This window comes from Nonomuraea bangladeshensis (assembly GCF_039529455.1).
GTDB classification, from domain to species: domain Bacteria; phylum Actinomycetota; class Actinomycetes; order Streptosporangiales; family Streptosporangiaceae; genus Nonomuraea; species Nonomuraea bangladeshensis.
The window spans coordinates 76,159-97,658 of the sequence record NZ_BAAAMV010000021.1 but is presented as its reverse complement, the minus strand read 5'-3'; the positions used below and the strand labels follow the sequence as shown (position 1 = coordinate 97,658).

Here is a 21,500-nt window from a genome sequence, read left to right as displayed (position 1 = left end):
GGCCCCACATGGCTAACACCTTTCTGACCCCCAGCGTGATCGCCCGTGCGGCGCTGGCCACCCTGTACGAGACCACGGTCATGGCGATGCTCGTTCACCGCGACTACGAGGAGGAGTTCGCGGCGCGCATCGGCGACACCGTGAACGTCCGCAAGCCGGCGGTTTTCCAGGCGAACGAGTATGTCCGCGCGAACGGGATCCAGATCCAGAACGCGCAGGAGACCAGCATCCCGGTCACCCTGAACCACTTCGCCGACGTGTCCTTCGCGGTCACGACGGAGGAGCTGACGCTGAAGATCGAAGACTTCGGGGTTCAGCTGCTCAACCCGGCGATGGAGGCCATCGCCCAGAAGATCGACAGGGACATCCTCGCCCTGCGGGACGACGTTCTGCAGGAGGTCGGCGTCACCGCTGAGGGCGGCGTGCAGTTCCCCGCGAACCCGCCCGGTAAGAACATGTTCGACTACAGCAACCCGCGGGTCGCGATCGACGCGCGCCGGGTGCTCAACCAGCGCAACGTGCCCAGCGCTGACCGCTACCTGGTGGTCGGCCCGGAGATCGAGGCGCAGTGGCTCGGCGACGACCTGTTCAACAGGGCCGACGCGAGGGGCGACACCGACGGTCTGCGCGAGGCTTCCCTGGGTCGTCGCGTTTTCGGTTTCGATCCGTACCAGACCCAGAACATCAAGGTCCCGGCGCAGACCACCGGCAACTCGACGACCGAGGTCGGCGTGTCTTTTCATAGGACCGCGTTCGCTCTCGTGACCCGTCCCCTGGTGCTTCCGCAGGGCGCTGCCAACGCCGCTGTCGCAAGCTATAAGGGTTTCGGCCTGCGAGTCGTCATGGACTACGACATCGACAAGAAGCAGGACGTGGTCAGCATCGACTGCCTGTACGGCACCAAGACGCTCGACCCGCAGCGCGCCGTCCTGATCAAGGGCGCCGACGTCGCCTGAGCAAGCGTTACTGCTTGCATGTCCACTGGGCCCGCCCGCTCGCCGGGCGGGCCTTCCATCTCCCAGCCTCAGAAGGGGGCAGCGATGGGCCACAAGGTCAACAGCGTGGACGGCAAGGCGGGCGACGTCGACCTGTCGAGCGTCCGCACCTTCACCAAGGAGTACCGCGTCGCCAAGGGCGCGGCCGGCACCTACATGGTGACCCGGCTGCCGGTCGCCTGCACGGCCATCGCCGTGCGCGCCTACCGGGCGGGCGGCACGGACGGCACCGTGAACGCGCAGCGTAACGGCGGCGACCTGCTCGCGGAGCCCCTGGCCACCGCCACGGACGCGTGGACGGGCTGGACGCACCTGCAGAACGCGGTGTTCGCCGCGGGCGACACCCTGTCGGTGGCCACCGCCGCCCCGGCCGGAAGCCCGTCCGAGGTGATCGTCCAGGTCGACTTCCGAGTCAACCCGTAGGCGGCGGTGCGCATGTACGTGTACCGCAACAGCAACAACGGCGGCATCTTCGAGTCGCCGCAGCGTTCGGCACGGCTGGAGGCCCTGCCGAACTGGCTGCTGATCTCCGCGCCGGACGAGCAGCCGGTCGGGCCGGTGGCCACGCCCACGGCCAGACCGTCGCGCCCGCTCGACACCGACAACCGGGCTGCGTGGGTCGCGTACGCGATCTCCCGAGGCATGTCCGCGAAGGACGCTCGCGCGCTCAGCAAGGCATCGCTGGTGAAGGAGTTCGGCCGAGAGGAGGAAGACTGATGGCGAGGACTGACCTGCCGGTCACGAAGATCATGCGTGCCGGTCACGACCTATCGGCGGCGCTGCCGACGCCCGCCATCGCGGACGGGCACGCGTTCGTCAACAACGGCCGCCGCATGATCCGCATCAAGAACGCCAACGCCGCCGCGCGGACGGTCACGGTGCAGATCCCCGGCGAAGTCGAGGGGCAGCCGCTCCCCGACGTGCCGTACACGATCCCGGCCGACGACGGCGACGTGCTGATCCCGCCGCTGCCCGCGATCTACAACCAGGCCGGCGGCAAGGTGTTCCTGGACTACTCGGACCCGGCCGGGCTGACGGTCCAGGTCCTCGAACTGCCTGCGGGGTAGCCGATGCCGACGTACGCCACGGCGGAGGACTACACCGACTACACCGGCAAGCCGGGCCCGGACGACATCGGCAGGCGGCTCGCGCGCGCGTCGGAGCGGGTGGACGAACTGCTGTCCCACGCCATCTACGAGACGACCGCCGAGGGGTTCGCCGTGGACCCGGTGCTGGCGGACGCCATCAGCCGGGCGACGTGCGCGCAGGCGGCGTGGACGCTCGCGGTCGGCGACGAGTTCGGCACCGCGTCTGCGTTCAAGGACGTGTCGATGGGGTCCGTGCGCCTCTCGCGGGTGGACACCAAGACCGGTGAGGCTCCCCGGTACGCGCAGGACGCGGTGTCGATCCTGCTGTCGGCCGGGTTCCTGATCGCGGTGATGACCTGGTGACCGCCATCCCCGATTGGATGTTCCGCCACTCGGCGGTCGTCGAGCCACTGGTCGGCGAAGGCGCGTACGGGCCGGTGTACGGCCCGCCGACGACGGAGCCGTGCCTGGCCGACGACAAGCGGCAGCTCGTCCGCGACGCTAACGGCCTGGAGGTCGTCTCCGACACGACCGTGTACTTCAAGCCCGGCGTCGTCTGCCCGCCCGGCAGCCGCGTCACCGTCAACGGCCGGTCCAGCACGGCCATCACGAGCCTCATCCGTGACGGCGGCGGCCTGCCCACACCTGATCACGTGGAGGTGGCGCTGAAATGAGAGACGGCATCGACGTCGACCTGGACCTGCATCTCAACGCGGCGGCCTTCCACGAGCAGACCAAGACGGCCGCGGCCCGCGTGCTCAAGGACGCGGCGCTGCACATCCTGCAAACCGCGAACACCAGGGTTCCGATCCAGGAGGGCCACCTGCAGAACTCGGGCGACACGGCCGTTGACCGGAACGAGATGCGGGCCTACGTCACCTACAACCAACCGTACGCCGTCGCCCAGCACGAGAACCTGGACTGGAAGCACGCGCCAGGCCGTGAAGCGAAGTACCTGGAAACGGCGCTGGAAGAGGAAGCCCCAGCGGTGCGAGCGCTGATCGCGCAGCAGCTCAAGGAGCTGTTCCGGTGACGCCGCCGCCGCAGGGATGGACTCGCCTCCTCCTCGCGGGCCTCGGGCAACTGCTGGAGGACGCGGGCGCGGGCGACTGGAACCCCGAGGGCATCTACACCGCCGGCCAGACCGCCATCACACTCGGCGGCCTGCCGACGGCGCCGGACCTGGCCATCTCGCTCGCGACGTACGGTCTCGGCCAGGCCGGCGACGACGTTGAGCAGACTGACAGCTCCGTGCTGGTGCAGTTCCGGGTGCGGGGCGGCCCCGACCCGCGCGTGGCCGACGATCTGGCCGACGCCGTGTTCAACGCGGTCCACGGCCTGGCCGAGCGTCGCCTGTCCACCGGCGTGATGGTGCTTCTGGCCCAGCGGCGGATCGTCGCCCCGCACACGCGAGACGGCTCGGGCCGGGTGGAGCGCGCCGACAGCTACGAGCTGCTGTGCGTCCGCCCCTCCACCTACCGGGACTGACCCTCCCCCTCTTTCATCTGCTGCCAGCACTACTGCTGGCGGCTTCGGCATGCGCTCACAAGGAGAGATGAGATGACGCTGCGCAGCCTGCTCGCCAAGGACTGGGTTGTCGAGGTCAACACCGGCCCGTTCGCCGCGCCGACCTGGACCCAGGTCAAGGGCCTCACGGAGTTCGCCGAGGAGATCAACACGGAGACGGAGGACGACTCGGACTTCGACGGCGACGGCTGGGCGTCCAGCGTGGTCACCCAGCGCGGCTGGACCCTGACCCTCAACGGCAACCGCAAGCGGGACGCTGACGCGGTCGCGTTCGTCCCCGACCCGGGGCAGGAGTTCCTGCGCCAGGCCGGTCACGTCGTCGGGCCCGGCGCGAACATCCACGTCCGCTGGTACCGGCGCGACGGCTCGCCCGACGCGTACGAGGGCCGCGCCGCCGTGGACTACAAGGGCGCCGGCGGCGAGACCACGGATTTGGAACCTTTCGAGGTCGAGCTGCTGGGCCAGGGCAAGCCCGAGGAAATCGACAACCCGGTGGCGGCGTAACCCATGGCGAAGCTCAAGGCCCTCGACGAGTTCTTCGACGACACCCTCGGCCTGCCGATCGGCGGCAAGGAGTACGTCATCCCCGCGCCGGACGCGGAAACCGGCCTGCTGTGCCAGCGGCTCATGCAGGCCGGGGTCGCCGCAGCGGCCGGCCAGGAGACGGACCTGTCCGACCTGGCCGACCTGGACGACGACCAGGAGACCGACCTCTACCGGCGGTGCCTCGGCCCCGTCTATGACCAGCTGCTCGCCGACAAGGTGACGTGGCCGCGCATCAAGCACGCCGGCGTCACTGCGTTCCTGTGGATCGCGGTCGATCTCGACGCCGCGATGAAGTACTGGGAGTCCGGTGGCGACCCGGAAGCCCTCGCCCCGAACCGGGCCGCCTCCGAGGCGGCGGCGAGTACGACCCGGTCACGGGGCTCTACGAGTGGTACGAGCCGGTCCCGGCAGGGCCAGCGCTCACGTGGGAAAAGCTCCTGAGCCACTGGGACCTCATCGAGGCCGACCTCCACAGCGAGTACGGGATCGACCTCGACGAGCCCGGCCTGATGACGGGCCGCTCCTGGCGGTGGCTCCGCACCCGGATTCTCGGCCTGCTGGCGGCTGATACCCGGCTCGCTCGCCAGCTCGCCCCACCCCCGGACAAGGCGGCTGGCCGCGCTCGTGGCCGCGCACTCGACTGACGACGTTCACGCAAGCGCTAACGCTCGCGGCTGTGACCTGGGGAGGTGAACCGTGGCTCTGTCGATCGGCGACTTGTACGCGACCCTGAGCTTGCGCGACAAGATGTCGGGGCCGCTGGCCAAGGCCGAAGCCGGGATCAAGGTTCACGCCACCGGCATCCAGGCCGCGATGGTCGCCGCAGGCATCGCGGCCACGCGCGCGGCGGGCACCGTCGCCAAGTCGGGGCAGGCCCTCGCCTCGGCCGGGATCAAGAGCAGCGCCCTGCTGGCCGGGGTGGGCGCGGCCGGCGTCGCGGTTGGCGGCGGCCTGGCGGCGGTGTTCGCTGGCGCGACGCTCGCCATCGCCAAGATCGGCATCACCGCGGCCGCCGCCGCTCCGGCCGTGAAGGCGGCCTTCGCCGACCTGGGCGCGTCGGTGAAGGGGGATCTCGCGGACGCCGCGAGCGTCTTCCAAGGGCCGCTGATCGCGGCTGCGGGCCAGCTCAAGGGCATGTTCTCCTCGCAGATCGCTCCGGCGCTGCAGGGGATGTTCACGCAGCTCGCGCCGCTGATCGGCCAGTTCACGTCCGGGCTGGGGCAGATGCTCACGCCTCTGCTGCCCGCGATTCAGGGGATCGTGGGCGCGGTCGCGCCGATGCTCGGCCAACTCGCCGGGAGTCTCGGCCAGTTCGGCGGTCAACTCGCCGGCTTCCTGCAGCCGGTGTCGGCCGCCCTGTCGCAGAACTCCGGCCTTCTGTCGACTCTGGTCACGGGGATCGGTGGCCTGCTCCAGGCGCTCGCGCCGCTGCTGGCCGCCTTCGTGCAGCTCGCCGGGACCGTGGCCGGGCCGCTGATGTCCGGGCTCGCGCTGATCGCGTCCACCCTGTCCGCGCAGCTCGGCCCCGTCCTCGTGCAGATGGCTCCGCTGATCGGTCAGCTCGTCACGGGCCTGGCCGGGATCGTGGCCGCGCTGATCCCCTTGCTCCCGCCGATTCTTCAGCTCGCTGGCACTCTGGCGAGCGCGTTGATGCCAGTGCTGACGCAGGTGGCGCAGACGATCGTCGCTGCCCTGCAGCCGGTGCTCGTCCAGCTGACCCCGGTGGTCGGGCAGATCGCGACCGCTTTCGGACAGCTGATCATCGCCGTGCTGCCGCTGCTGCCGCCCATCGCGGAGCTCGTCGGCACGCTGGCGTCTCAGCTTCTCCCCGCGATCACGCCCATCATTCCGCTGGTCGGGCAGGTCGCAGCGGCCCTGGGCGGGGCGCTGCTGTCGGCGTTCTCCGCGCTCTTTCCCGCGATCACGCCGCTGCTGCCGGTGGTCGCGCAGCTGGCCCAAGCCCTGCTGCCGCCGCTGGTGCAGCTCATCAACGCCTTGTCGCCGATCCTGACCGGGCTGGCGACGATCTTCGCCAAGGTCGTCGGCGCGGTGACTCCTTTCCTGCCGCCCCTGATCCAGCTCTCGACGTCGATCCTGCCGCTGCTGATCAGCATCGTGACCGCCTTCGCCAAGCTGCTGACCGGCGACTTCGAGGGCGCCTTCACAACGATCAAGAACGCGGTCATCACCTTCGGCAACACCATCAAGAGCGCCTTCGAGAAGCTGATGACCCTCGGCCGCGACCTGGTCAACGGCATCAAGAACGGCTTCATGACGGCGTGGGACGCCTTCATCGACACGATCAAGAAACTAGCCAAGGGCGCGGTCGACGTGATGAAGGGGATTTTCGGCATCTCCAGCCCGTCAAAGGTTTTCGCCGAGATAGGTCGCCAGAACGTACAGGGCTTGATCAACGGCATGGCAGGCAAGCAGAAGGGCTTGCAGTCCATGGCGGCACGGCTGTCCACCACGCTCCAGCGGGCCGCACCCGGGCCGCTGACGTACGCCTCCGCGATCAGCCCGCCGCTCCCGCCGCCCGTGACGGTCCCGGCCGGCCCCGAAGGCGGAGGTGGTGACGGCCGCCAGATCTACATGACGATCAACAACCACTACCCGCAGGCCGAACCCACCTCGAAGTCGATGAACCGGGGCCTGCAGTACGCCGCGGCGGTCGGCCTCCTGTCCTGACCTCCCCACCCGCCAACGGAACGAGTTCGGGGAGGTGAGACGTGGCGCTCAACGTCGGCGACCTGTTCGCCACCATCAGCCTCCGGGACAACCTCACCCCCGGCCTGGGCCGGGCGGTCGTCGCGCTGCGCACCATGGCGGGCCGGTTCGACGACAGCGCCGCCCAGGTCGCGAAGACCGGCGCGGCGATCACCCTCGTGACCACCGTGGCCAGCACCGCCCTGGCCGGGCTCGGCGTGGCCGCGTCCGCCGTCGCGGTCGGGGCGGCCGGCGCGTTCGTCGGCCTGGTCGGCGGGATCGCAGCGCTCGGAATCGCGGCGGCGGCGACCGCCGACAGCGTCCAAGGGGCGTTCACCTCGATGGCGGGCACCGTCACCGCGCAGATGAAGGCCGCGGCCGCCACGTTCGAGCAGCCGCTGATCCAGCTCGCGGGCAACCTGCAAACGATCTTCACGCAGATGATCGCCCCGCAGCTCGCGGCCATGTTCCAGCAGCTCAGCCCGCTCATCGGGCAGTTCACCACGGCGCTGGTGCACGTGCTCGTGCCGATCCTCCCAGCGGTGCGGCAGATCATCGGCGCGATCGTCCCGATGCTGTCGCAGCTCGCCGGCGCGATGGGCACCTTCGCCAGCCAGGTCGCCGCGTTCCTCGCCCCGATCACGGCGGCGTTCGCCGCGAACTCTGGCCTGCTCGCGCAGTTCGTGCTCGGCGTCGGCGGGCTCCTGCAGATCCTCGGCCCGTTCATCGCCGGGCTGGTGCAGGTCGCCGGGCAGCTCATGGGCCCGGTCATGGGCGCTCTGCAGATGATCGTGCAGGCCCTCGCCGGATCGCTGCTGTCGGCCATCGTGGACGTCACTCCCGCGCTGTCCATGCTGCTGGGCAGCGTCGGCCAGCTCGCCGCTGCCGTGCTGCCGCTGCTGTCTCCGCTGCTGCAACTGGCGGCGGTGCTCGCCACGACTCTGATGCCGGTGATCGTGCAGGTCGTGTCGGTCATCTCCGGGGTGCTGTCCTCGGCGCTGATCCGGCTGCAGCCGGTCGTCGGCCAGGTCGCGGCGGCCTTCGGTCAGTTCCTCCTGGCTGTGGTGCCGCTGGTCGGGCCGCTGGCGGACCTGGTGACGCAGCTCGCGTCGGCGTTGGTGCCCGCGCTGGCTCCGCTTCTGCCGCTGGTCGGGCAGGTCGCGGCGCTCCTCGGCGGCGTCCTGGTGAAGGCCCTCAGCGTGGTCGTCGGCGCGATCACGCCGATCCTGCCGTTGCTGTCGCAGGCCGTGGTGCTGTTCGGCGCGCACCTCATGCGGGCGCTGGTCGACCTGACGCCGGTGCTGCTGCAGCTCGTCACCACGTTTTCGACGCTGCTGCCGGCCGTGGCGCCGCTCCTGCCGACGCTGGTGCAGTTCAGCGCGCAGATCTTGCCGCAAGCGGTTCAGCTCGCGGCGGCGCTGGCTCCGGTGCTGATGCAGCTCGCGGGCGGGTTCATCCAGATTTTCCAGTCCGTGATGCCGCTGCTGCCGCCGCTGATGCAGTTGTCCAGCGTGGTGCTGCCGGGGGTTGTCGCCCTGGTGTCGCTGCTCGCGCAGGGCTTGTCGTCGCTGCTGGGGCCGGCGGTTCAGGCGGTCACGACCGTCGTGGCCACGATGGTGCAGAGCGTCGCCCAGCTGTTCGGCTGGCTGTACGACGTGCTGATCGGTCACTCCATCATCCCGGACCTGGTGACGGGGATCGGCCGGTGGATCGGCGGGACGCTGGTCGGCTTCTTCTCCGACTTGCCCGGCCAGCTCGTGCGCGCGGTCGGCGACATCGGCGCGGTGATGTCCGGCGTCGGCCAGGCCGTCATGACCGGCGTTTGGAACGGCGTCGTGTCCATGTACGACTGGCTGAAGAACGCCCTGTACGGCTTCTTCTCCAGCATCATGCCGGACTGGGTGCGGCAGGCCCTCGGCATCTCCAGCCCGTCGAAGGTGTTCGCCGCGATCGGCGGCTACACGATGCTCGGCATGGCGAAGGGCATGCAGGCGTCGGCCGGCGAGGTGATGCGCACCGCCCGAGGCATCGCCGGGCAGCTCAGCGCCGCGTTCAACCCGGACCTGTCGGCGTCGGTCGCTCCTGGCGAGGCCGCGGCCGCCGGGCCGGGCCGGGGCGGGGGAGTGGTCATCAACCTGACCTCGATCAACCCGGTCGCCGAGCCGAGGTCGCAGACGATCAACCGTGGCCTGCAGATGGCCAGCGCTATGGGGGTGGTGTGATGGGCGCGACGTACTTCCTGGACGGGGTGCCGCTGGATCACCCGGCGGGGTGCTGGCGGCTGAAGAAGGGCACGAAGCGGCGCCCTCTGCCGGGGGTGCGGTCGGTGGCCTTGTCCGTCCCCGGCCGGGCGGGTGACCTGCCCGTGCTCGGCCTGGATCATGAGGCGACGGCGCTCGGGCTGGCGCTCACCGTCTACTCGTCCACGCCGTCCGGCGCGGACGGCGGCGCGGAGCAGATGGAGCACAACCTGGAGGCGCTCGGCGCGCTGCTGGGGACGCGGCACCGGCTCATGACGCTCAAGTGGGTGACGGGGACGATTGTCCGCGTCGCCGGGGTGACCGTGGAGGCGGTGTCGGAGCCGGAGTACTTTCCGGGCGCGGCCCTGGCCAAGCTGACCGCCGTGGTGAAGGTGCCCGGCGTGTATTGGCGGGATGAGGCCGACTCGACCTGGGCGGGCACGCTGCCGGGCGCGGGCCAGATCGTCACTCCGCTGGCGGGCAGCACCGGCCCGATCGTGGACGCGCTGCTGCGAGTCACCGGCCCGGCCGTTCAGCCGTCCGTGCGTGACGTGGCCACGGGCGGGACGGTGGCCTACACGGGCACGGTGCAGGCGGGGGAGCATCTGCTGATCGACTGCGGGACGCTGACGGCGGCGGTCGTCGCGACGGACACGTGGGACCAGGCTGGCGGGACGGACGTGACCGGCCAGATCCAGGCGACCGGCCCCGGCAGTGCGTTCCGGTGGCTGCACCTGACCCCAGCGATGGCGGTAGGAGATCCGCACTCGCGGGCCGTCCTGGTCGACGCCACAGCGTTGGGCACATCGGGGGCGTCGGCCCTCATGATTCGGGGACGTCGCTCCTATCTGTGACCGGCGCCTCCTCGTCTTCCGAGCTGAGCAGGTCGCCCGGCTTCATGCCCGCGGTAATGCTGCCGGACGCGAGGTAGGAAGCCTCGATCCCACCAGGGCCGAAGAAGACCTGACTGGCCGTGATCTGGTCGTCGCTCATAAGACCATTCCAGCACGGGGAGGGAGGCGCCATGTACGAACTCCGTTTGGTCGCCTACGCCCCCAACGGTCCCAAGCTGGGCCTGCTGCCGCACCCGCTGACGTTCGAGGTCGGCCAGCCGCTGAACGACGTCCCGTCGATGACGTTGCGGTACAGCCGTCACGCCCTCGGCGCGGACCTGCTCGCGCACCCGTGCGAGGTCGCGGTGGAGTGGTCGGAAGACGGGCAGACCTGGGTCGAGCCGCCGGACGCGCGACTCCTTCGGATCCGGCGCGGCACCGCCGTCACCGACGAGGCCGGCGTCGGGATGTTCGAGCTGCCCGGCTACGGCTGGCAACTCCGCAAGGTCGTGCTGTTTCCGGGGCCTACGCCGCTCGTTGACGGCAAGCGGGCGTTCACGTCGGCGACGCCCGGCACCATCCTGCAGACGTTCCTCGCCGAGGCGCAGACTCGCGGCGCGCTGCCCGCGCTCGACTGGACGTTCACGACGACCCACGACAGCGCTGGCCAGCCGTGGGCGAAGATCCTGACCATCTACTACCAGCCGGGCCTGGACGCGCTCACGACGCTGATCAACCTCGCTGAGCAGTCCGTCATCGACTGGCGCATGGAAGGCCGGACGCTCCGCGTCTTCAACGCCGACACCGTGCTCGCCCGCGACCGGACGGCCGCGCCGCGCGTGGACCTCCGGCTCGGCCGCGACGTGCTCGACGCTCCCGACACGGGCACGCTGGAGGACGCCGCGAACGCCGTCCTCGTCGTCGGCGACGAAGGGTTCCGCCGCTCGTACGGCTCCAGCGCAGTCCTGCCGTGGGGCCGGTGGGAGAACTACATCGGGCAGGGCGGCGTCTCCGACGAGGGGACGGCGTTCCTGCTCGCCGAGGGGTCGCTGCTGCGCGCCGCCCGCGAGCGGGTGCAGCACACACGAGAGATCACGCCCTACTCGGCGCGGTGGCTGCCCTGGCGGGACTACCAGCCCGGAGACAAAATCATCGCCCCGGCGGACGGCGGCACGCTCGCGCCGCTGCGGGTCCGGCAGATCACCCTCACCAAGGACGACAAGGGCACGGTCGGCGGAAACGTCGTGCTCAACGACCGTTTCCTTGAGCAGTCGATCAGGTTCGCGCGCCGCACGGCCGGCATCGTCGGCGGCTCCACCGCGTCCGGCGGGTCCGGCGCGCAGCCCGCGCCGCCGTCCCCGCGTGGCCGCACCGCCGCGAAGCCCGCTGGCCTGATCGTGGACTCCATCGCGTACGTGGACGCGACCGGGCACGCGCAGGGCCAGATCACCGCGACGTGGGGGCCGGTGCTCCTGGACGTGACCGGCGAGGCGATCGACATCGACTCCTACGAGCTGTTCATGCGGGATAACGTCGTCGGCGCGCCGTGGTTCCTCGTGGCCACCACCGAGCCGGGCGACACCACGGCGACCTACTCGCCGCTGCTCGTCGGCCAGGAGTACGCATTCAAGGTCCGCGCCACGTCGCAGGGCGTCAAGGGCGTGTTCTCCGACGAATACGCCGTGCTCATCGAGGAGGACACCACCCCGCCGCCGGTGCCGACCGCGCCCACGCTGTCGGCCCGGCTCGGCGTGATCCACGTCGGATGGGACGGGCTCGGCGTCGGTGGGGCGCAGATGCCGTCCGACTTCCACCGGGTGCGAGTATGGATGCAAGATCCGCTCGACCCCGGCGCGGCCGAGGTTGGCTACCTCCAGGCGGCCGGGTCGATCGTCGTCACTGGCCAGCCGTACGGCGCGCTGCGCGAGTTCTGGCTGACCTCCGTCGACCACGCCGGGAACGAGTCCGCCCCGTCCGCGAGCGCGGTCATCGCCGCGGTGCAGCTCGTCGAGGGCGACGCCGCAGACGAGTCGATCACGACGGGCGCCATCGCGGCCAACGCCGTCACGGCCGACAAGATCCAGGCCGGGGCGATCGAGGCCGGGCACATCGCCGCCAGCGCGGTCACGGCCGACAAGCTCGCGGCGGTCCTGGCCCTGGTCACGCGGATCGTCGCCGGGAATCCGCTCGCGGCGCGAGTGGAGCTCAACGCGGCCGGCCTGGCCGCGTACGACGCGGGCGGCGTGCAGACGGTGGACGTGTCCTCGTCCGGCGCGGTGAGCATCGTCGGTCAGCTCGCGACCGGCCTGACCGGCAACCGGCTCGTCATCAACCCAACCGGCGCGACGCAGCCGGAAATCCGGTTCCTGCCGGGCACCGGCACGAACCCGGCCCGGATGTACGTAGACGGGTCGCTGTACCCAGGTGAGGCGACCATCGTCACCGTGTCGGGCGTGAGCGGGTCGGGCACCGCGCAGGCCCGCGTGGTTCACGCGGCCACCGACTACCGGATCGCGATCGTCAACCCGACCAGCGGCCTCGCCGGCGGTGGCTACCTGTTCGCGAAACCAGCCGAGCTGGAGGTCGGCTACAACGACGCCAGCGCGAACCTGCAGCGCTTCAAGTTCAACGCCGCGTCAACAGAGTTCGCCGGGAAGTGGTCGTTCTCCGGCAGCGAGGCCGGGCTGCTGATGCGGTCGGTGTCGCTGTCGGGCGGTGCCAGCTATTCGGTGTTCTGGACGTTCACGATGGTGACGATCCCCCGCGTCGTCTTCACCGCGGACAACCCGATCCCGGACCGGCTGTCCTTCCACATGCGGAACCCGACGACCGGCCAGTTCACGTTGCGCAGCTCGGAGAGCAGCCTGGGCACACCAACCCAGTTCACCGTGCAACTCAACTTCTGGGCCTGGCGGATGTGATCAAGGAGCGAAGGAGAACCATGTTTTGGATCGACGGTGATTCCGAGGCCCCCGACGTTGCCGCGCTCGACGTGGTGGCTGTCGAAGCGCTCAAGAACCCAGGGATGGCGTGGGAGGTCGTGCTGCCGGACGGGTCGCGGGTGTTCCGCCCCGGCGAGCAGTGGTACGTGGCGTTCCGCGTTGCGGTCTCCGCGACGACGTACCGGTGGGCGGTGGAGCACTTCATCCAGCCGCCCAAGGGCGCTACGAGCGCTTCCACCCCTGCGCAGGACGCCGCGCAGGCGCTCGTCGAGGGGGGCAACACGGTCGTGGTCCGCCGCTACACGAACTACCAGGCGACGACCACGGTCACCTACGACGGCGCGACGGTCACGCCGGCCGAGTGGTGACGATGCCGGTCCAGCAGTGGCGCATCGCTGAGGTGCGCGAGGTGGTCAACCCGGATGAGAACGCATGGCTGATCACGTACGAGCCGGTCGGCGGCGAACCGAACGCCGGGTTCGTCGCCTACGTGCCGAAGGAAGCGGTAGAGGTGCGGGCCGCTGAGTACGGGCTGACCACCGTGGATGAGGCGTTGGACGTGATCTTGCACGCGCCGCTGCTCGCGTCCGCGCACGCGGCCGGGGAGCTGGACATGCCGTCCCCGGCGCTGCTCGACGTCGAGACCGCCCGCGCGCAGGTGGCCGAGCAGCTGGCGGTGTGCAAGGCGAAGTGCGGCGTCGTCACCACGGCGGCGGCTGGGGCCGGCCGCGCGGCCAAGGCCGCTGCGGACCCGCTGCAGGTCATCCGGGAGCAGACCCGGATCGACCCCGTCAGGTCGGCGACGATCCGCATGGAGATGGACCGATACCGGCTCGCCCACGAGGCCGAGCAGGAGAAGGGAGGCGGCCGGTGAGCGTGATCCTGCCTGCTGATCTGCCCCGGTACGGGCTTCGGCTGGTGGCGTACCAGCCGAACGGGCCTCGGCTGGGGCTGCTGCCCTCGCCGCTGAGCTTCGAGGCCGCGGCCCCGCTGAACGACGTGTCGTCGCTGCGGCTGGACTACTCGACGCACGCGGCAGGCGCGGACCTGCTCGCTCAGCCGTGCGAAGTCGCGGTCGAGTACCTGAGCGGCGGGGAATGGGTGGAGCCGCCGGACGGCCGGTTCCTGCGGATCAAGCGCGTCTCCGACGTCACCGACCAGGCGGGGAAGCGGGCCTACACCTGCCCCGGCTACGCCTGGCAGTTCAAGAAGGCCGTGCTGTACCCGACAGCCGGGATGGTCGATGGGAAGCGGCAGTTCAACGCCGTCCCCGTGGGCGCGGTGCTGCGGACCCTCATCGACGAGGCGAAGGCGCGCGGCGCGCTGGCCGGCATGACCGCCGACTTCACTTCCAGCGCCGACAGCGACGGCCAGGAGTGGGCGGCGACGCTGACGCTCGCGCTGGAGCCCGGCGTGGACCTGCTGACGCTGCTGCTCAACCTGTCCGATCAGGGCGTGATCGACTGGCGGATGAACGGCCGCACGTTAGAGGTGTTCAACGAGGGCACCGTGATGGCGCGCGATCGGTCGTCCGGGCCTGGTCTGGTGGATCTGCGGCTGGGCCGGGACGTGGATCAGGCCCCGGATGACGCCACCCTGGAGGACGTCTCTACCGCAATCCTTATTGCTGGCGAGGACGGCTTCACACACGAGATCACCAATGCCCCCTCCGCGTCGCCGTGGGGCCGCTGGGAGACCTACCAGCAGCAGGGCGGGGTGAGCGACGAGGGGACGGCTATCGCGCTCGGACAGGCCGCTCTGAGCCGCGCGTCGGGGGAGCGGGTCCAGATCACCCGCGCCGTGGTGTTCGACGGCGCGCGGCGGCTGCCGTGGGCCGACTACGCGCCCGGCGACCTGGTGCTCGCGCCGGGCGACGGCGGCCGGATGGAGCCGCTCCGGATCCGGCAGATCACGGTGTCCCGTGGCGGCGACGGCAAGCTCAGCGGGAACCTCGTGCTCAACGACCGGTTCTTGGAAGACGACATCAAGCTTGCCCGCCGCACCGCGGGCATCCTCGCAGGCGGCGTGTCGTCGGGCGGAACGGGCGCGACGCCGGCGCCGGACTCGTCCGGGCGCGTCCCGGCCGCGCCGCCGGGCCTGATCGTGGAGCCCGTCGCGTATCTCGACGCGGCCGGGTACGCGCAGGGCCTCGCGGTGGTGACGTGGGGGCCGGTCACGCAGGACGTGAACGGGGTCGCGCTCGACGTCGACGGCTACGAGGTGTACGCGCGGCCGAACGCCGAGGGCGAGCTGTGGTACCTGGTGGCGCAGACCGCGTCCGGCGACGTGTCGGCCAGCGTGTCGCCGCTGAACGTGGCCGCCGAGTACGCGTTCAAGGTGCGTGCCGTCGGCAACGACGGCACGAAGGGCCAGTTCAGCGCGCCGGTGGCGGTGCTCGTCCCGAACGACGCGACCCCGCCGCCGGTGCCGTCCGCGCCGACGCTGACGACCAGGCTGGGCGTCATCCACGTCGCGTGGGACGGGCTCGGCGCGGGCGGCGCGCCGATGCCGATCGACTTCGACCGGGTGCGGGTGTGGATGCAGGACCCGCTCGATGCGGGCACGCCTGCGGCCGAGGTCGGCTATCTGACGGCGGCCGGCGTCGTGGTCATCCCGGACCAGCCGTACAACGCACCTCGCCAGGTGTGGCTGACCGCAATCGACCGGTCGGGAAACGAGTCAGCGCCGACAGCGGCCGGGGTGATCGCCACGGTGCCGCTGGTGGACGCGGACCTGATCGGGCAGTTGATCGACGGGGCCGAGCACATCATTGACGGGACGATCCCCGGCGACGCGAAGATCACCGCCAACACGATCACCGGCAATTTGATCCAGGCGTTGGCGATCTCGGCCGACAAGATCGCTGCCAACGCGGTCACGGCGGACAAGATCGCGGCGGGCACGATCCAGGCCGGGCACATCGCCGCGAACGCGATCGAAGCGGACAAGATCGCCGCGAACGCCATCACGGCCGCGAAGATCGCCGCTGACGCGATCAGCGGCAAGACCATCACGGGTTCGATCATCCGGACGGCCGCGACCGGGCGACGGATCGTGCTCGACCCGACGACCCTGGACCTGAGGTTCTACCCGGCCAACAACAACAACTACTCGCGCTTCTACGCCGTGGACGGGCTGTATCCAGGCGAGACGACCACTTTCATCACGTCCGGCACCAACAGCGGCGGCACCGCGCGGGCCGAGCTGCAGGTCGCCGCCGGCCTCGTCCGGCTCGGCATCCGAGACGCATCGTTCTCCGACCGGCAGGGCGGCAACCTCGACGTCGCCGAAGGCTACGGCCGGTTCGGCTACGACGACGGCTTCTCCAGCACGCAGTCCTACATCCACTGCAACTCCACTGGCCGCTGGTACCTGCGTGGCCGGGTGTGGGACACCAACACCGCCGACCCGTACGACACCGTGCACGCCGGCAGCGGCACGGTCCCGTCTGGGAACGCAGGCGTCACCATCAGCTACGGGCCCACCATGGCGTCGAACATGGGGCCCGTCTCGGTGGTCCGTGACGGCGCGGCCAACCCGAACTTCTACTGGGCGCTCGACGCCTCCTCACAGTCCAGCTTCAGTTTCGGCTGGTCACAGGGCGGCGGCGTCTACTCCGGCAAGGCGTTCTACTGGTGGAGCCACCGCCACTAACGATCATGAGAGGGGGCCGCTGATCATGGCGGAGACATGGACGATCTGGGATGCCGAGCTGGGCTACTCGACGACCAGCCTGCTGCAGGCCGGGGGAGAGCAGGCCAGCCAGGTCACCCCGCATGACGGCGCTGAGCCGATCTGGGGGATCAGCCGCGTACGGCCGGACGGCCAGGCGCACATGCACCTCATCCCGCACTCGACCTGGGAGTGGAGGTGCGCCGAGTACGGTATCGACCCCGACGACCTGGACACGCTGCTGGACGTCGTGCTGCACGAGCCGTGGATCCCGGACCCGGCTGACGTGCTGGCGCTGGGGCAGCCGGGCGTGGCCGAGGTGCTGCAGGAGACGCATGGCCTGCCGACGTGCTGGACGCCTGGCGTGCCGGACGCTGACCGGCTGGCCGCGCACCTGGCCAGGATCGAGGCGGTCAAGACTCACCGCGTCGTCATGGTGCCGGAGAACCGGCAGTTCCGGCAGGGCGTGGTCGACTTTGCGGGGCTGGCGATGACCGTGCCGGAGGACCCGCTGGAGCCGGTCAAGACGCTCACGCGGCTCGACCCGGCACGGGTCGCGGCCCGCCGCCTGACGGTGGAGTACTACCGCGCGGGCCGCAGCAGGCCGGTGGTCATGCCGTCCTACGGCCTGAAGCCGCCGAACACGTGGGCGGGGCGTCAGCCGTGGGCGGCGGTGGCCTGATGAGCGAGGAGGAGGCGTCGCCCAACCTCGCGTTGGCGCTGGCGGAGCTGCGCAGCGCCGTCGAGCTGGGGTTCGAGCGCACCAACGGGTCCACTGCGTTGATCCTGCAGCGTCTCGAATGGGTGGACGACCGGCACGCCGAGTTGGTCAAGCGGGTCGAGCAGGACCGCGCCGCTGCCGAGCTCCGTCACGCAGCGCTGGAGTCCCGCCTGGACGCGGTGGAGCGGGAGGCCGTGACGCGGTCCCAGCTCACCGACCGGACCAGGCAGATCATTGCCGTCGTCACCGTCCTGGTCGCCGTGGCGGGCACGGTGATCGCGCTGATCCAGCTCACCAAAGGCTGACCGGAGACATCAACAAGGAAGGGCGGTACCCGTGAGCATCAAGCTCGTCAGCCGCCGCACGTGGGGAGCGAAGACCCCCACGGCGGCCTACACCAGAATCCCCGGCGCGGAGGGCGTGAAGGTCCACTACACCGGCGGCCACGTCGACCCGAAGATCGTGAACAACCACGAGCTGTGCGGCAAGCTCGTCAGGGAGATCCAGGCTCAGCACATGGCGGGCGCGCGCGAGCAGCCCTATCTGGACATCGGTTACACGATGGTGGCCTGCCCGCATCGGCGGGTGTTCGTCGGCCGCGGCCCGCACGCGCTGCCGGCCGCGAACGGCGCCGGCCTGAACACCGCGCACTACGCGGTCCTCGCCCTGATCGGGTCGTCGGGCTTCACCGAGCCGAACGACCTGCTGCTGCACGGCATCCGCGACGCGATCGAGTACCTGCGCGACAAGGGCAACGCGGGCAACGAGATCAAGGGGCACAGGGACGGGTTCGCCACCTCCTGCCCTGGCGGCCCGCTGTACGCCTGGGTGCGGAAGGGCGCTCCGAGGCCGCCGTCTGCAACTCCGACGCCTGTCCAGCATGTCCAGCCCACCCCGAGAACCACGGAGGCCCTGGTGAAGAACCTGCCCGTCCTGAAGCCCGGCGACTCACACCGGCACGTCAAGACCATGCGCGGTCTGCTGTTCGCGCGCGGCTACGAGCCGACGAACCTGCACAACATGACCTACGACCCGGACGACACCGACCTGGTGCAGAAGGTCAAGCAGTTCAAGTCGGAGAAGAAGATCCCGACCGGCACCGACCCGCTGGTGTGGGACGCCGCCTGCTGGGAGGCCGCTCTCACCTGACGCCAGCGATACCGCTGGCCGGTCCCCCGAAGGAGAGTTTATGAACGTGCGCGGACGCCACCCCTCGACGGTGGCCATCGCCCGCTACTTCGAGTACGACCATCTGCCGCCGTTCCTGCAGGCGGTGTCCAAGCCGTCCGCGGATCTCGCCCAGACGATGATCGACGCGCTGCCGGACGGGACGGAGCTGACCGTGGGGCTGCGCAAGCTTCTGGAGGCCAAGGACTGCTTCGTTCGGGCCGCCCTGCCGCCGACGTAATCCCGCAAGCAATACCGATGACTGATTCGATCGCCCGCCGCCGTGGCGGGCCTGTCCCTTGAGGAGGGGCGTATGCACGCTGACCCGGAGCCGACGTACTCCCGCCCGGTCGAGACCAAGGTCAAGGCGATGACGCTGACCGCCTACCTGTCCGGCGTGGCCGGCATGGCGGTGCTGCAGGCGGTCTCCGCCGACCCGTCGATGATCTCGTTCCTGCCGGACTGGGTGGAGGCCATCCTGCTGCCGCTCGTGCCGACCGCGCTGGCGGCCGTCGCCGGGTGGCAGGCCCGGCACACCCCGCGGCCGGACCTGCCGGATTCGCAGCGCTGATCACACGGAACGCCCCGCTTCTCCTCCGGGAGAAGCGGGGCGTTTTCCGCGTTTCTGCAGCTAGTTGCTGTCCGCTTCGGCTGCGGTGTTCCGCTTCCGCGCGCCGCCGCGCGGCCGGAGGGTGACGTCGGCGTCGGTCAGGACTCGGTGGACGAAGCCGTAGCTCTTGCCGACCGCCTCGGCGATGGTGCGGATGCTCAGGCGCTCGTCGCAGTACTTGCGGACGATGGCGGCCTGGAGGTCGTCTGGTGTGCTCTGCGTCACGGCATCTCCCTAGTGGACGGTGATCGCACTATATTCACGCAAGCACTACTGCTGGCGCGAATAGTGACCGTGCCAATGGCAGAGCCCCGCTCCTCCCCTGAGGGAGCGGGGCTCTGTCAGCGTTGCGCCTGTGCTCACATGGGGAGGTCCCAGCTCGCGCCGGCGGCCACCAGCGTCACCGTTTGCCGCTCCGGGGACACCGCGAGCGTGAACCCGGACCGATCGGGTTTGCCCACGTCCAGCCACGTCTCCAGCGCCTGCTCCACTTCGTCCCACAGCCGGTCCGGGCCGTACTGATGGACGACCCAGCCGCCGTCCGTCGACGGCCGGACGTCGGCGTGTGACCCGCTGATCGGGTCGTGCAGCGTCAGGATGTCCTCCGCCCATGCGTGCTGCGCCTGCGGCGCGCCGAGTTGCGCCACGAACAGGCCCATGTCGCTGGTCAGGAGTGCCGGGTCCATGCTGGTGCGGGTGACGTCGCCGCCGCCGAGCTGCATGCTGTCCAGGCGTGGCGCGGCGTGCGCGCGGGCCGGCATGAAGAACACCGGCTCGCCGAACCCGCCGGATGCGGTGCCGTCGGCGGCCACGCGCAGGTGCGCGAGCCCGGCCCCGCCGGTCCAGCCGAGCATCGGCGTGGTGATCGTCCCGCCTGGCCGTACCTGACGCAGCCACGCGGGCGGGATGGACCGGACGGCGCAGGTGGCGATCAGCCGGTCATAGGGGGCTCGTTCCTCGTACCCGTCGAGGCCGTCGCCGACCACCAGCGTGGGCGTGTAACCGGCGACCGTGAGCGAGGTCTTGGCTCTTGCGGCGACGGCCGGGTCCACTTCGACGCTGGTGACCGCGCGGCTGCCGATCCGGTGGCACAGCAGCGCCGTGGAGTAGCCGGTGCCGGTCCCGATCTCCAGCACCCGGTCTCCGCCGACGATGCCCGCATAATTCAGCATCCGCACTACCAGGCTGGGCTGCGTGGACGACGACGTGGGCCGCAGCACTCCGCTGGTGTCGCCGTCGTCGTCAGCCATGACGCCGGCGACCTGCGTGACGAGCGGCTGGTCGGAGTAGACGAGGGTGAGCCATTCCTCGCTGCTCATCTCGCTACTGCGGACGCGGACCCATCCGGACGGGCCGTGACGGAAGATCGTGTCGCCGACGAAAAGCTCCCGTGGCACCATCCTGACGGCGAGCTTCCAGGCGGGGATGCCGATCTCCTCGGCGAGGTGGCGCCGCAGCGTAGCGGCCAAGGGATTCACGTAGTCGATCCTTCCAGCAGCGTGTCAGCGAACGCGGCAGCGATGGCGGGCGCGTCGGGCAGCCATCCCCACTGCCCGTTGGGGTTGCATTCGAGGAACGTCCACCGGACGGAGCCGGGCGTCTCCTGGAGAGCGAAGTCGAAACAGCCGAACACCAGGCCGAGCCTGTCGAGGTAGGCGCGGGCCGCAGCCGCGACGGCCGCGGGGACGTCGATCGGGGTGTGGCAGAGGTGGTCCCAGTCGCCGCGCCGCCAGTCGAGTGCCCCGTCCGGGGTCGTGATCTTCTGCGCGAACACCTGGCCGGCGACGACCGTCACCCGAGCGTCAGCGGTTTTCGGGACCTCGGCTTGGAACAGGTGCGCGGTGACGGCGAGAGAGTCGTCCACGTCGGCGGGGTCGATGCGCTGCGCCCAGATCGCGCCGACCTGGCCGCCGGGAGCGGCCGGGACGCCGCGCATCGACTTGTAGACGATGGGGCCGTGCTCGGCGGCGAACACGGCGACCGCCGTCCGGTCGTTCGTGATCAGCGTGGCGGGCACCTCGAACCCGACGTCGGCGGCGATCTGCAACTGGACCGGTTTCACTTCCGCCCGGTCGACGGAGTGGGGGTGGTTGACGTACCGGCAGACGGGCAGCGCGGCCAGCATCCCCTTCAGGCCGTGCCGGGCCTCAGCTCGGGCGAACTCGGCTGCTTGCGGGTCCAGGTGGTTGAACCGCCACAGCGACGGGCGGCGGTAGTAGACCGACCGCACGTCCTCGATCGGGATGTGGCGGCTCGGCGTGCGCAGCCAGCCCGCCCAGGCCGGCATGCCGGCCCCGGCGTGAGCGGCGAAGCTCAGGCCGGGGCCGATGTCTGCCGTGTCCACCCGGGCCATCCTCGCGCCGCGCGCGTTGAGCTCGGCGATGACCAGGTTGGCGGTGGCGTCTTCTTCGCAGGTGAGCACCAGCACGATGCCCGGTGTGGACGGCATGGTG

Annotated in this window: 26 protein-coding genes; 22 read left to right on the top strand and 4 right to left on the bottom strand. The window is 70.4% G+C overall.

The genetic code is table 11. The features are described from left to right. The first annotated feature begins 8 nt into the window (after positions 1-8). The 13 genes from ABD292_RS46255 to ABD292_RS46195 all read left to right on the top strand — a co-directional run bounded on the left by ABD292_RS46255 (position 9) and on the right by ABD292_RS46195 (position 9,956). Positions 9-956 (top strand): major capsid protein, encoded by a 948-nt coding sequence (locus ABD292_RS46255; RefSeq protein WP_344219342.1) that lies wholly within the window; start codon positions 9-11, stop codon positions 954-956. A gap of 84 nt (positions 957-1,040) precedes the next feature. Continuing rightward, positions 1,041-1,418: a hypothetical protein gene (locus tag ABD292_RS46250; protein WP_344219340.1), complete on the top strand. Its 378-nt coding sequence runs from the start codon at positions 1,041-1,043 to the stop codon at positions 1,416-1,418. 6 nt (positions 1,419-1,424) lie between these two features. After that, the gene (locus tag ABD292_RS46245) at positions 1,425-1,712 is read left to right on the top strand and encodes a hypothetical protein (protein ID WP_344219338.1); all 288 of its coding nucleotides are present in this window, start codon (positions 1,425-1,427) and stop codon (positions 1,710-1,712) included. Continuing rightward, the gene (locus ABD292_RS46240) at positions 1,712-2,062 is read left to right on the top strand and encodes a hypothetical protein (protein ID WP_344219336.1); all 351 of its coding nucleotides are present in this window, start codon (positions 1,712-1,714) and stop codon (positions 2,060-2,062) included. Before ABD292_RS46245 ends, ABD292_RS46240 begins: the two co-directional genes overlap by 1 nt. A 3-nt stretch (positions 2,063-2,065) precedes the next feature. Next, a complete protein-coding gene (locus tag ABD292_RS46235) occupies positions 2,066-2,446 on the top strand; it encodes a hypothetical protein (RefSeq protein WP_344219334.1) in 381 nt (126 codons plus the stop codon). Next, on the top strand, positions 2,443-2,757 hold the full coding sequence (locus ABD292_RS46230) for a hypothetical protein (protein WP_344219332.1): 315 nt from the start codon (positions 2,443-2,445) through the stop codon (positions 2,755-2,757). The genes ABD292_RS46235 and ABD292_RS46230 overlap by 4 nt, the downstream gene beginning before the upstream one ends. Then, positions 2,754-3,116 carry a hypothetical protein gene (locus ABD292_RS46225; protein WP_344219330.1) on the top strand — a complete coding sequence of 121 codons (363 nt, stop codon included), beginning with the start codon at positions 2,754-2,756 and terminating at the stop codon, positions 3,114-3,116. Before ABD292_RS46230 ends, ABD292_RS46225 begins: the two co-directional genes overlap by 4 nt. Then, entirely contained in the window at positions 3,113-3,571 is a 459-nt protein-coding gene (locus ABD292_RS46220; protein WP_344219328.1) for a minor capsid protein, read from the top strand. The genes ABD292_RS46225 and ABD292_RS46220 overlap by 4 nt, the downstream gene beginning before the upstream one ends. 72 nt (positions 3,572-3,643) lie before the next feature. Continuing rightward, positions 3,644-4,114, top strand: a complete 471-nt coding sequence (locus tag ABD292_RS46215; protein ID WP_344219326.1) for a phage tail tube protein — start codon at positions 3,644-3,646, stop codon at positions 4,112-4,114. A gap of 3 nt (positions 4,115-4,117) precedes the next feature. Then, positions 4,118-4,597: a DUF7426 family protein gene (locus ABD292_RS46210; RefSeq protein ID WP_344219324.1), complete on the top strand. Its 480-nt coding sequence runs from the start codon at positions 4,118-4,120 to the stop codon at positions 4,595-4,597. 255 nt (positions 4,598-4,852) lie between these two features. After that, entirely contained in the window at positions 4,853-6,844 is a 1,992-nt protein-coding gene (locus ABD292_RS46205) for a phage tail protein (RefSeq protein ID WP_344219322.1), read from the top strand. Between the two features lie 41 nt (positions 6,845-6,885). Next, entirely contained in the window at positions 6,886-9,084 is a 2,199-nt protein-coding gene (locus ABD292_RS46200; RefSeq protein WP_344219320.1) for a phage tail protein, read from the top strand. Then, positions 9,084-9,956 (top strand): hypothetical protein, encoded by an 873-nt coding sequence (locus ABD292_RS46195; RefSeq protein ID WP_344219318.1) that lies wholly within the window; start codon positions 9,084-9,086, stop codon positions 9,954-9,956. Before ABD292_RS46200 ends, ABD292_RS46195 begins: the two co-directional genes overlap by 1 nt. Here the strand turns inward: ABD292_RS46195 and ABD292_RS46190 are convergent. Next, positions 9,925-10,095 carry a hypothetical protein gene (locus tag ABD292_RS46190; protein WP_344219316.1) on the bottom strand — a complete coding sequence of 57 codons (171 nt, stop codon included), beginning with the start codon at positions 10,093-10,095 and terminating at the stop codon, positions 9,925-9,927. The two genes, ABD292_RS46195 and ABD292_RS46190, sit on opposite strands and share 32 nt — an antisense overlap. A 31-nt stretch (positions 10,096-10,126) precedes the next feature. On the opposite strand from ABD292_RS46190, the gene ABD292_RS46185 reads away from it, so the two are divergent. From ABD292_RS46185 to ABD292_RS46145, 9 genes are all read left to right on the top strand, one after another. Next, complete coding sequence (locus tag ABD292_RS46185; protein WP_344219314.1) at positions 10,127-12,856, top strand: fibronectin type III domain-containing protein; 2,730 nt, start codon at positions 10,127-10,129, stop codon at positions 12,854-12,856. A 20-nt stretch (positions 12,857-12,876) separates the two neighbouring features. Further along, the gene (locus tag ABD292_RS46180; protein WP_344219312.1) at positions 12,877-13,245 is read left to right on the top strand and encodes a hypothetical protein; all 369 of its coding nucleotides are present in this window, start codon (positions 12,877-12,879) and stop codon (positions 13,243-13,245) included. Further along, positions 13,239-13,751: a hypothetical protein gene (locus ABD292_RS46175; protein WP_344219310.1), complete on the top strand. Its 513-nt coding sequence runs from the start codon at positions 13,239-13,241 to the stop codon at positions 13,749-13,751. Before ABD292_RS46180 ends, ABD292_RS46175 begins: the two co-directional genes overlap by 7 nt. Then, entirely contained in the window at positions 13,748-16,531 is a 2,784-nt protein-coding gene (locus tag ABD292_RS46170) for a hypothetical protein (RefSeq protein ID WP_344219308.1), read from the top strand. The genes ABD292_RS46175 and ABD292_RS46170 overlap by 4 nt, the downstream gene beginning before the upstream one ends. Positions 16,532-16,556: 25 nt before the next feature. Next, complete coding sequence (locus tag ABD292_RS46165) at positions 16,557-17,231, top strand: hypothetical protein (RefSeq protein ID WP_344219306.1); 675 nt, start codon at positions 16,557-16,559, stop codon at positions 17,229-17,231. After that, positions 17,231-17,575, top strand: a complete 345-nt coding sequence (locus ABD292_RS46160; RefSeq protein WP_344219304.1) for a hypothetical protein — start codon at positions 17,231-17,233, stop codon at positions 17,573-17,575. The genes ABD292_RS46165 and ABD292_RS46160 overlap by 1 nt, the downstream gene beginning before the upstream one ends. 31 nt (positions 17,576-17,606) lie before the next feature. Further along, entirely contained in the window at positions 17,607-18,419 is an 813-nt protein-coding gene (locus tag ABD292_RS46155) for a peptidoglycan recognition protein family protein (protein ID WP_344219302.1), read from the top strand. Between the two features lie 40 nt (positions 18,420-18,459). Beyond that, positions 18,460-18,678 carry a hypothetical protein gene (locus tag ABD292_RS46150; protein WP_344219300.1) on the top strand — a complete coding sequence of 73 codons (219 nt, stop codon included), beginning with the start codon at positions 18,460-18,462 and terminating at the stop codon, positions 18,676-18,678. Between the two features lie 72 nt (positions 18,679-18,750). Then, positions 18,751-19,008 (top strand): hypothetical protein, encoded by a 258-nt coding sequence (locus ABD292_RS46145; protein ID WP_344219298.1) that lies wholly within the window; start codon positions 18,751-18,753, stop codon positions 19,006-19,008. Between the two features lie 60 nt (positions 19,009-19,068). Here the strand turns inward: ABD292_RS46145 and ABD292_RS46140 are convergent, their stop codons facing one another. The 3 genes from ABD292_RS46140 to tgmB form a co-directional block, all read right to left on the bottom strand. Beyond that, positions 19,069-19,272: a helix-turn-helix domain-containing protein gene (locus tag ABD292_RS46140; RefSeq protein ID WP_344219296.1), complete on the bottom strand. Its 204-nt coding sequence runs from the start codon at positions 19,270-19,272 to the stop codon at positions 19,069-19,071. A 134-nt stretch (positions 19,273-19,406) separates the two neighbouring features. Further along, a complete protein-coding gene (gene tgmC / locus ABD292_RS46135) occupies positions 19,407-20,525 on the bottom strand; it encodes an ATP-grasp peptide maturase system methyltransferase (protein WP_344219294.1) in 1,119 nt (372 codons plus the stop codon). After that, positions 20,522-21,496 (bottom strand): ATP-grasp ribosomal peptide maturase, encoded by a 975-nt coding sequence (gene tgmB, locus ABD292_RS46130; RefSeq protein WP_344219292.1) that lies wholly within the window; start codon positions 21,494-21,496, stop codon positions 20,522-20,524. The genes tgmC and tgmB overlap by 4 nt, the downstream gene beginning before the upstream one ends. Positions 21,497-21,500: the final 4 nt, after the last annotated feature.

Bases quoted from the DNA above. Each gene is read 5' to 3' on its own strand.
- ABD292_RS46215 (WP_344219326.1), top strand. From the start codon at position 3,644: ATGACGCTGCGCAGCCTGCTCGCCAAGGACTGGGTTGTCGAGGTCAAC.
- ABD292_RS46165 (WP_344219306.1), top strand. From the start codon at position 16,557: ATGGCGGAGACATGGACGATCTGGGATGCCGAGCTGGGCTACTCGACG.
- ABD292_RS46180 (WP_344219312.1), top strand. From the start codon at position 12,877: ATGTTTTGGATCGACGGTGATTCCGAGGCCCCCGACGTTGCCGCGCTC.
- ABD292_RS46225 (WP_344219330.1), top strand. From the start codon at position 2,754: ATGAGAGACGGCATCGACGTCGACCTGGACCTGCATCTCAACGCGGCG.
- ABD292_RS46235 (WP_344219334.1), top strand. From the start codon at position 2,066: ATGCCGACGTACGCCACGGCGGAGGACTACACCGACTACACCGGCAAG.
- ABD292_RS46255 (WP_344219342.1), top strand. From the start codon at position 9: ATGGCTAACACCTTTCTGACCCCCAGCGTGATCGCCCGTGCGGCGCTG.
- ABD292_RS46210 (WP_344219324.1), top strand. From the start codon at position 4,118: ATGGCGAAGCTCAAGGCCCTCGACGAGTTCTTCGACGACACCCTCGGC.
- ABD292_RS46150 (WP_344219300.1), top strand. From the start codon at position 18,460: ATGAACGTGCGCGGACGCCACCCCTCGACGGTGGCCATCGCCCGCTAC.
- ABD292_RS46190 (WP_344219316.1), bottom strand. From the start codon at position 10,095: ATGAGCGACGACCAGATCACGGCCAGTCAGGTCTTCTTCGGCCCTGGT.
- ABD292_RS46185 (WP_344219314.1), top strand. From the start codon at position 10,127: ATGTACGAACTCCGTTTGGTCGCCTACGCCCCCAACGGTCCCAAGCTG.
- ABD292_RS46145 (WP_344219298.1), top strand. From the start codon at position 18,751: ATGCACGCTGACCCGGAGCCGACGTACTCCCGCCCGGTCGAGACCAAG.
- ABD292_RS46160 (WP_344219304.1), top strand. From the start codon at position 17,231: ATGAGCGAGGAGGAGGCGTCGCCCAACCTCGCGTTGGCGCTGGCGGAG.
- ABD292_RS46250 (WP_344219340.1), top strand. From the start codon at position 1,041: ATGGGCCACAAGGTCAACAGCGTGGACGGCAAGGCGGGCGACGTCGAC.
- ABD292_RS46240 (WP_344219336.1), top strand. From the start codon at position 1,712: ATGGCGAGGACTGACCTGCCGGTCACGAAGATCATGCGTGCCGGTCAC.
- ABD292_RS46195 (WP_344219318.1), top strand. From the start codon at position 9,084: ATGGGCGCGACGTACTTCCTGGACGGGGTGCCGCTGGATCACCCGGCG.
- tgmB (WP_344219292.1), bottom strand. From the start codon at position 21,496: ATGCCGTCCACACCGGGCATCGTGCTGGTGCTCACCTGCGAAGAAGAC.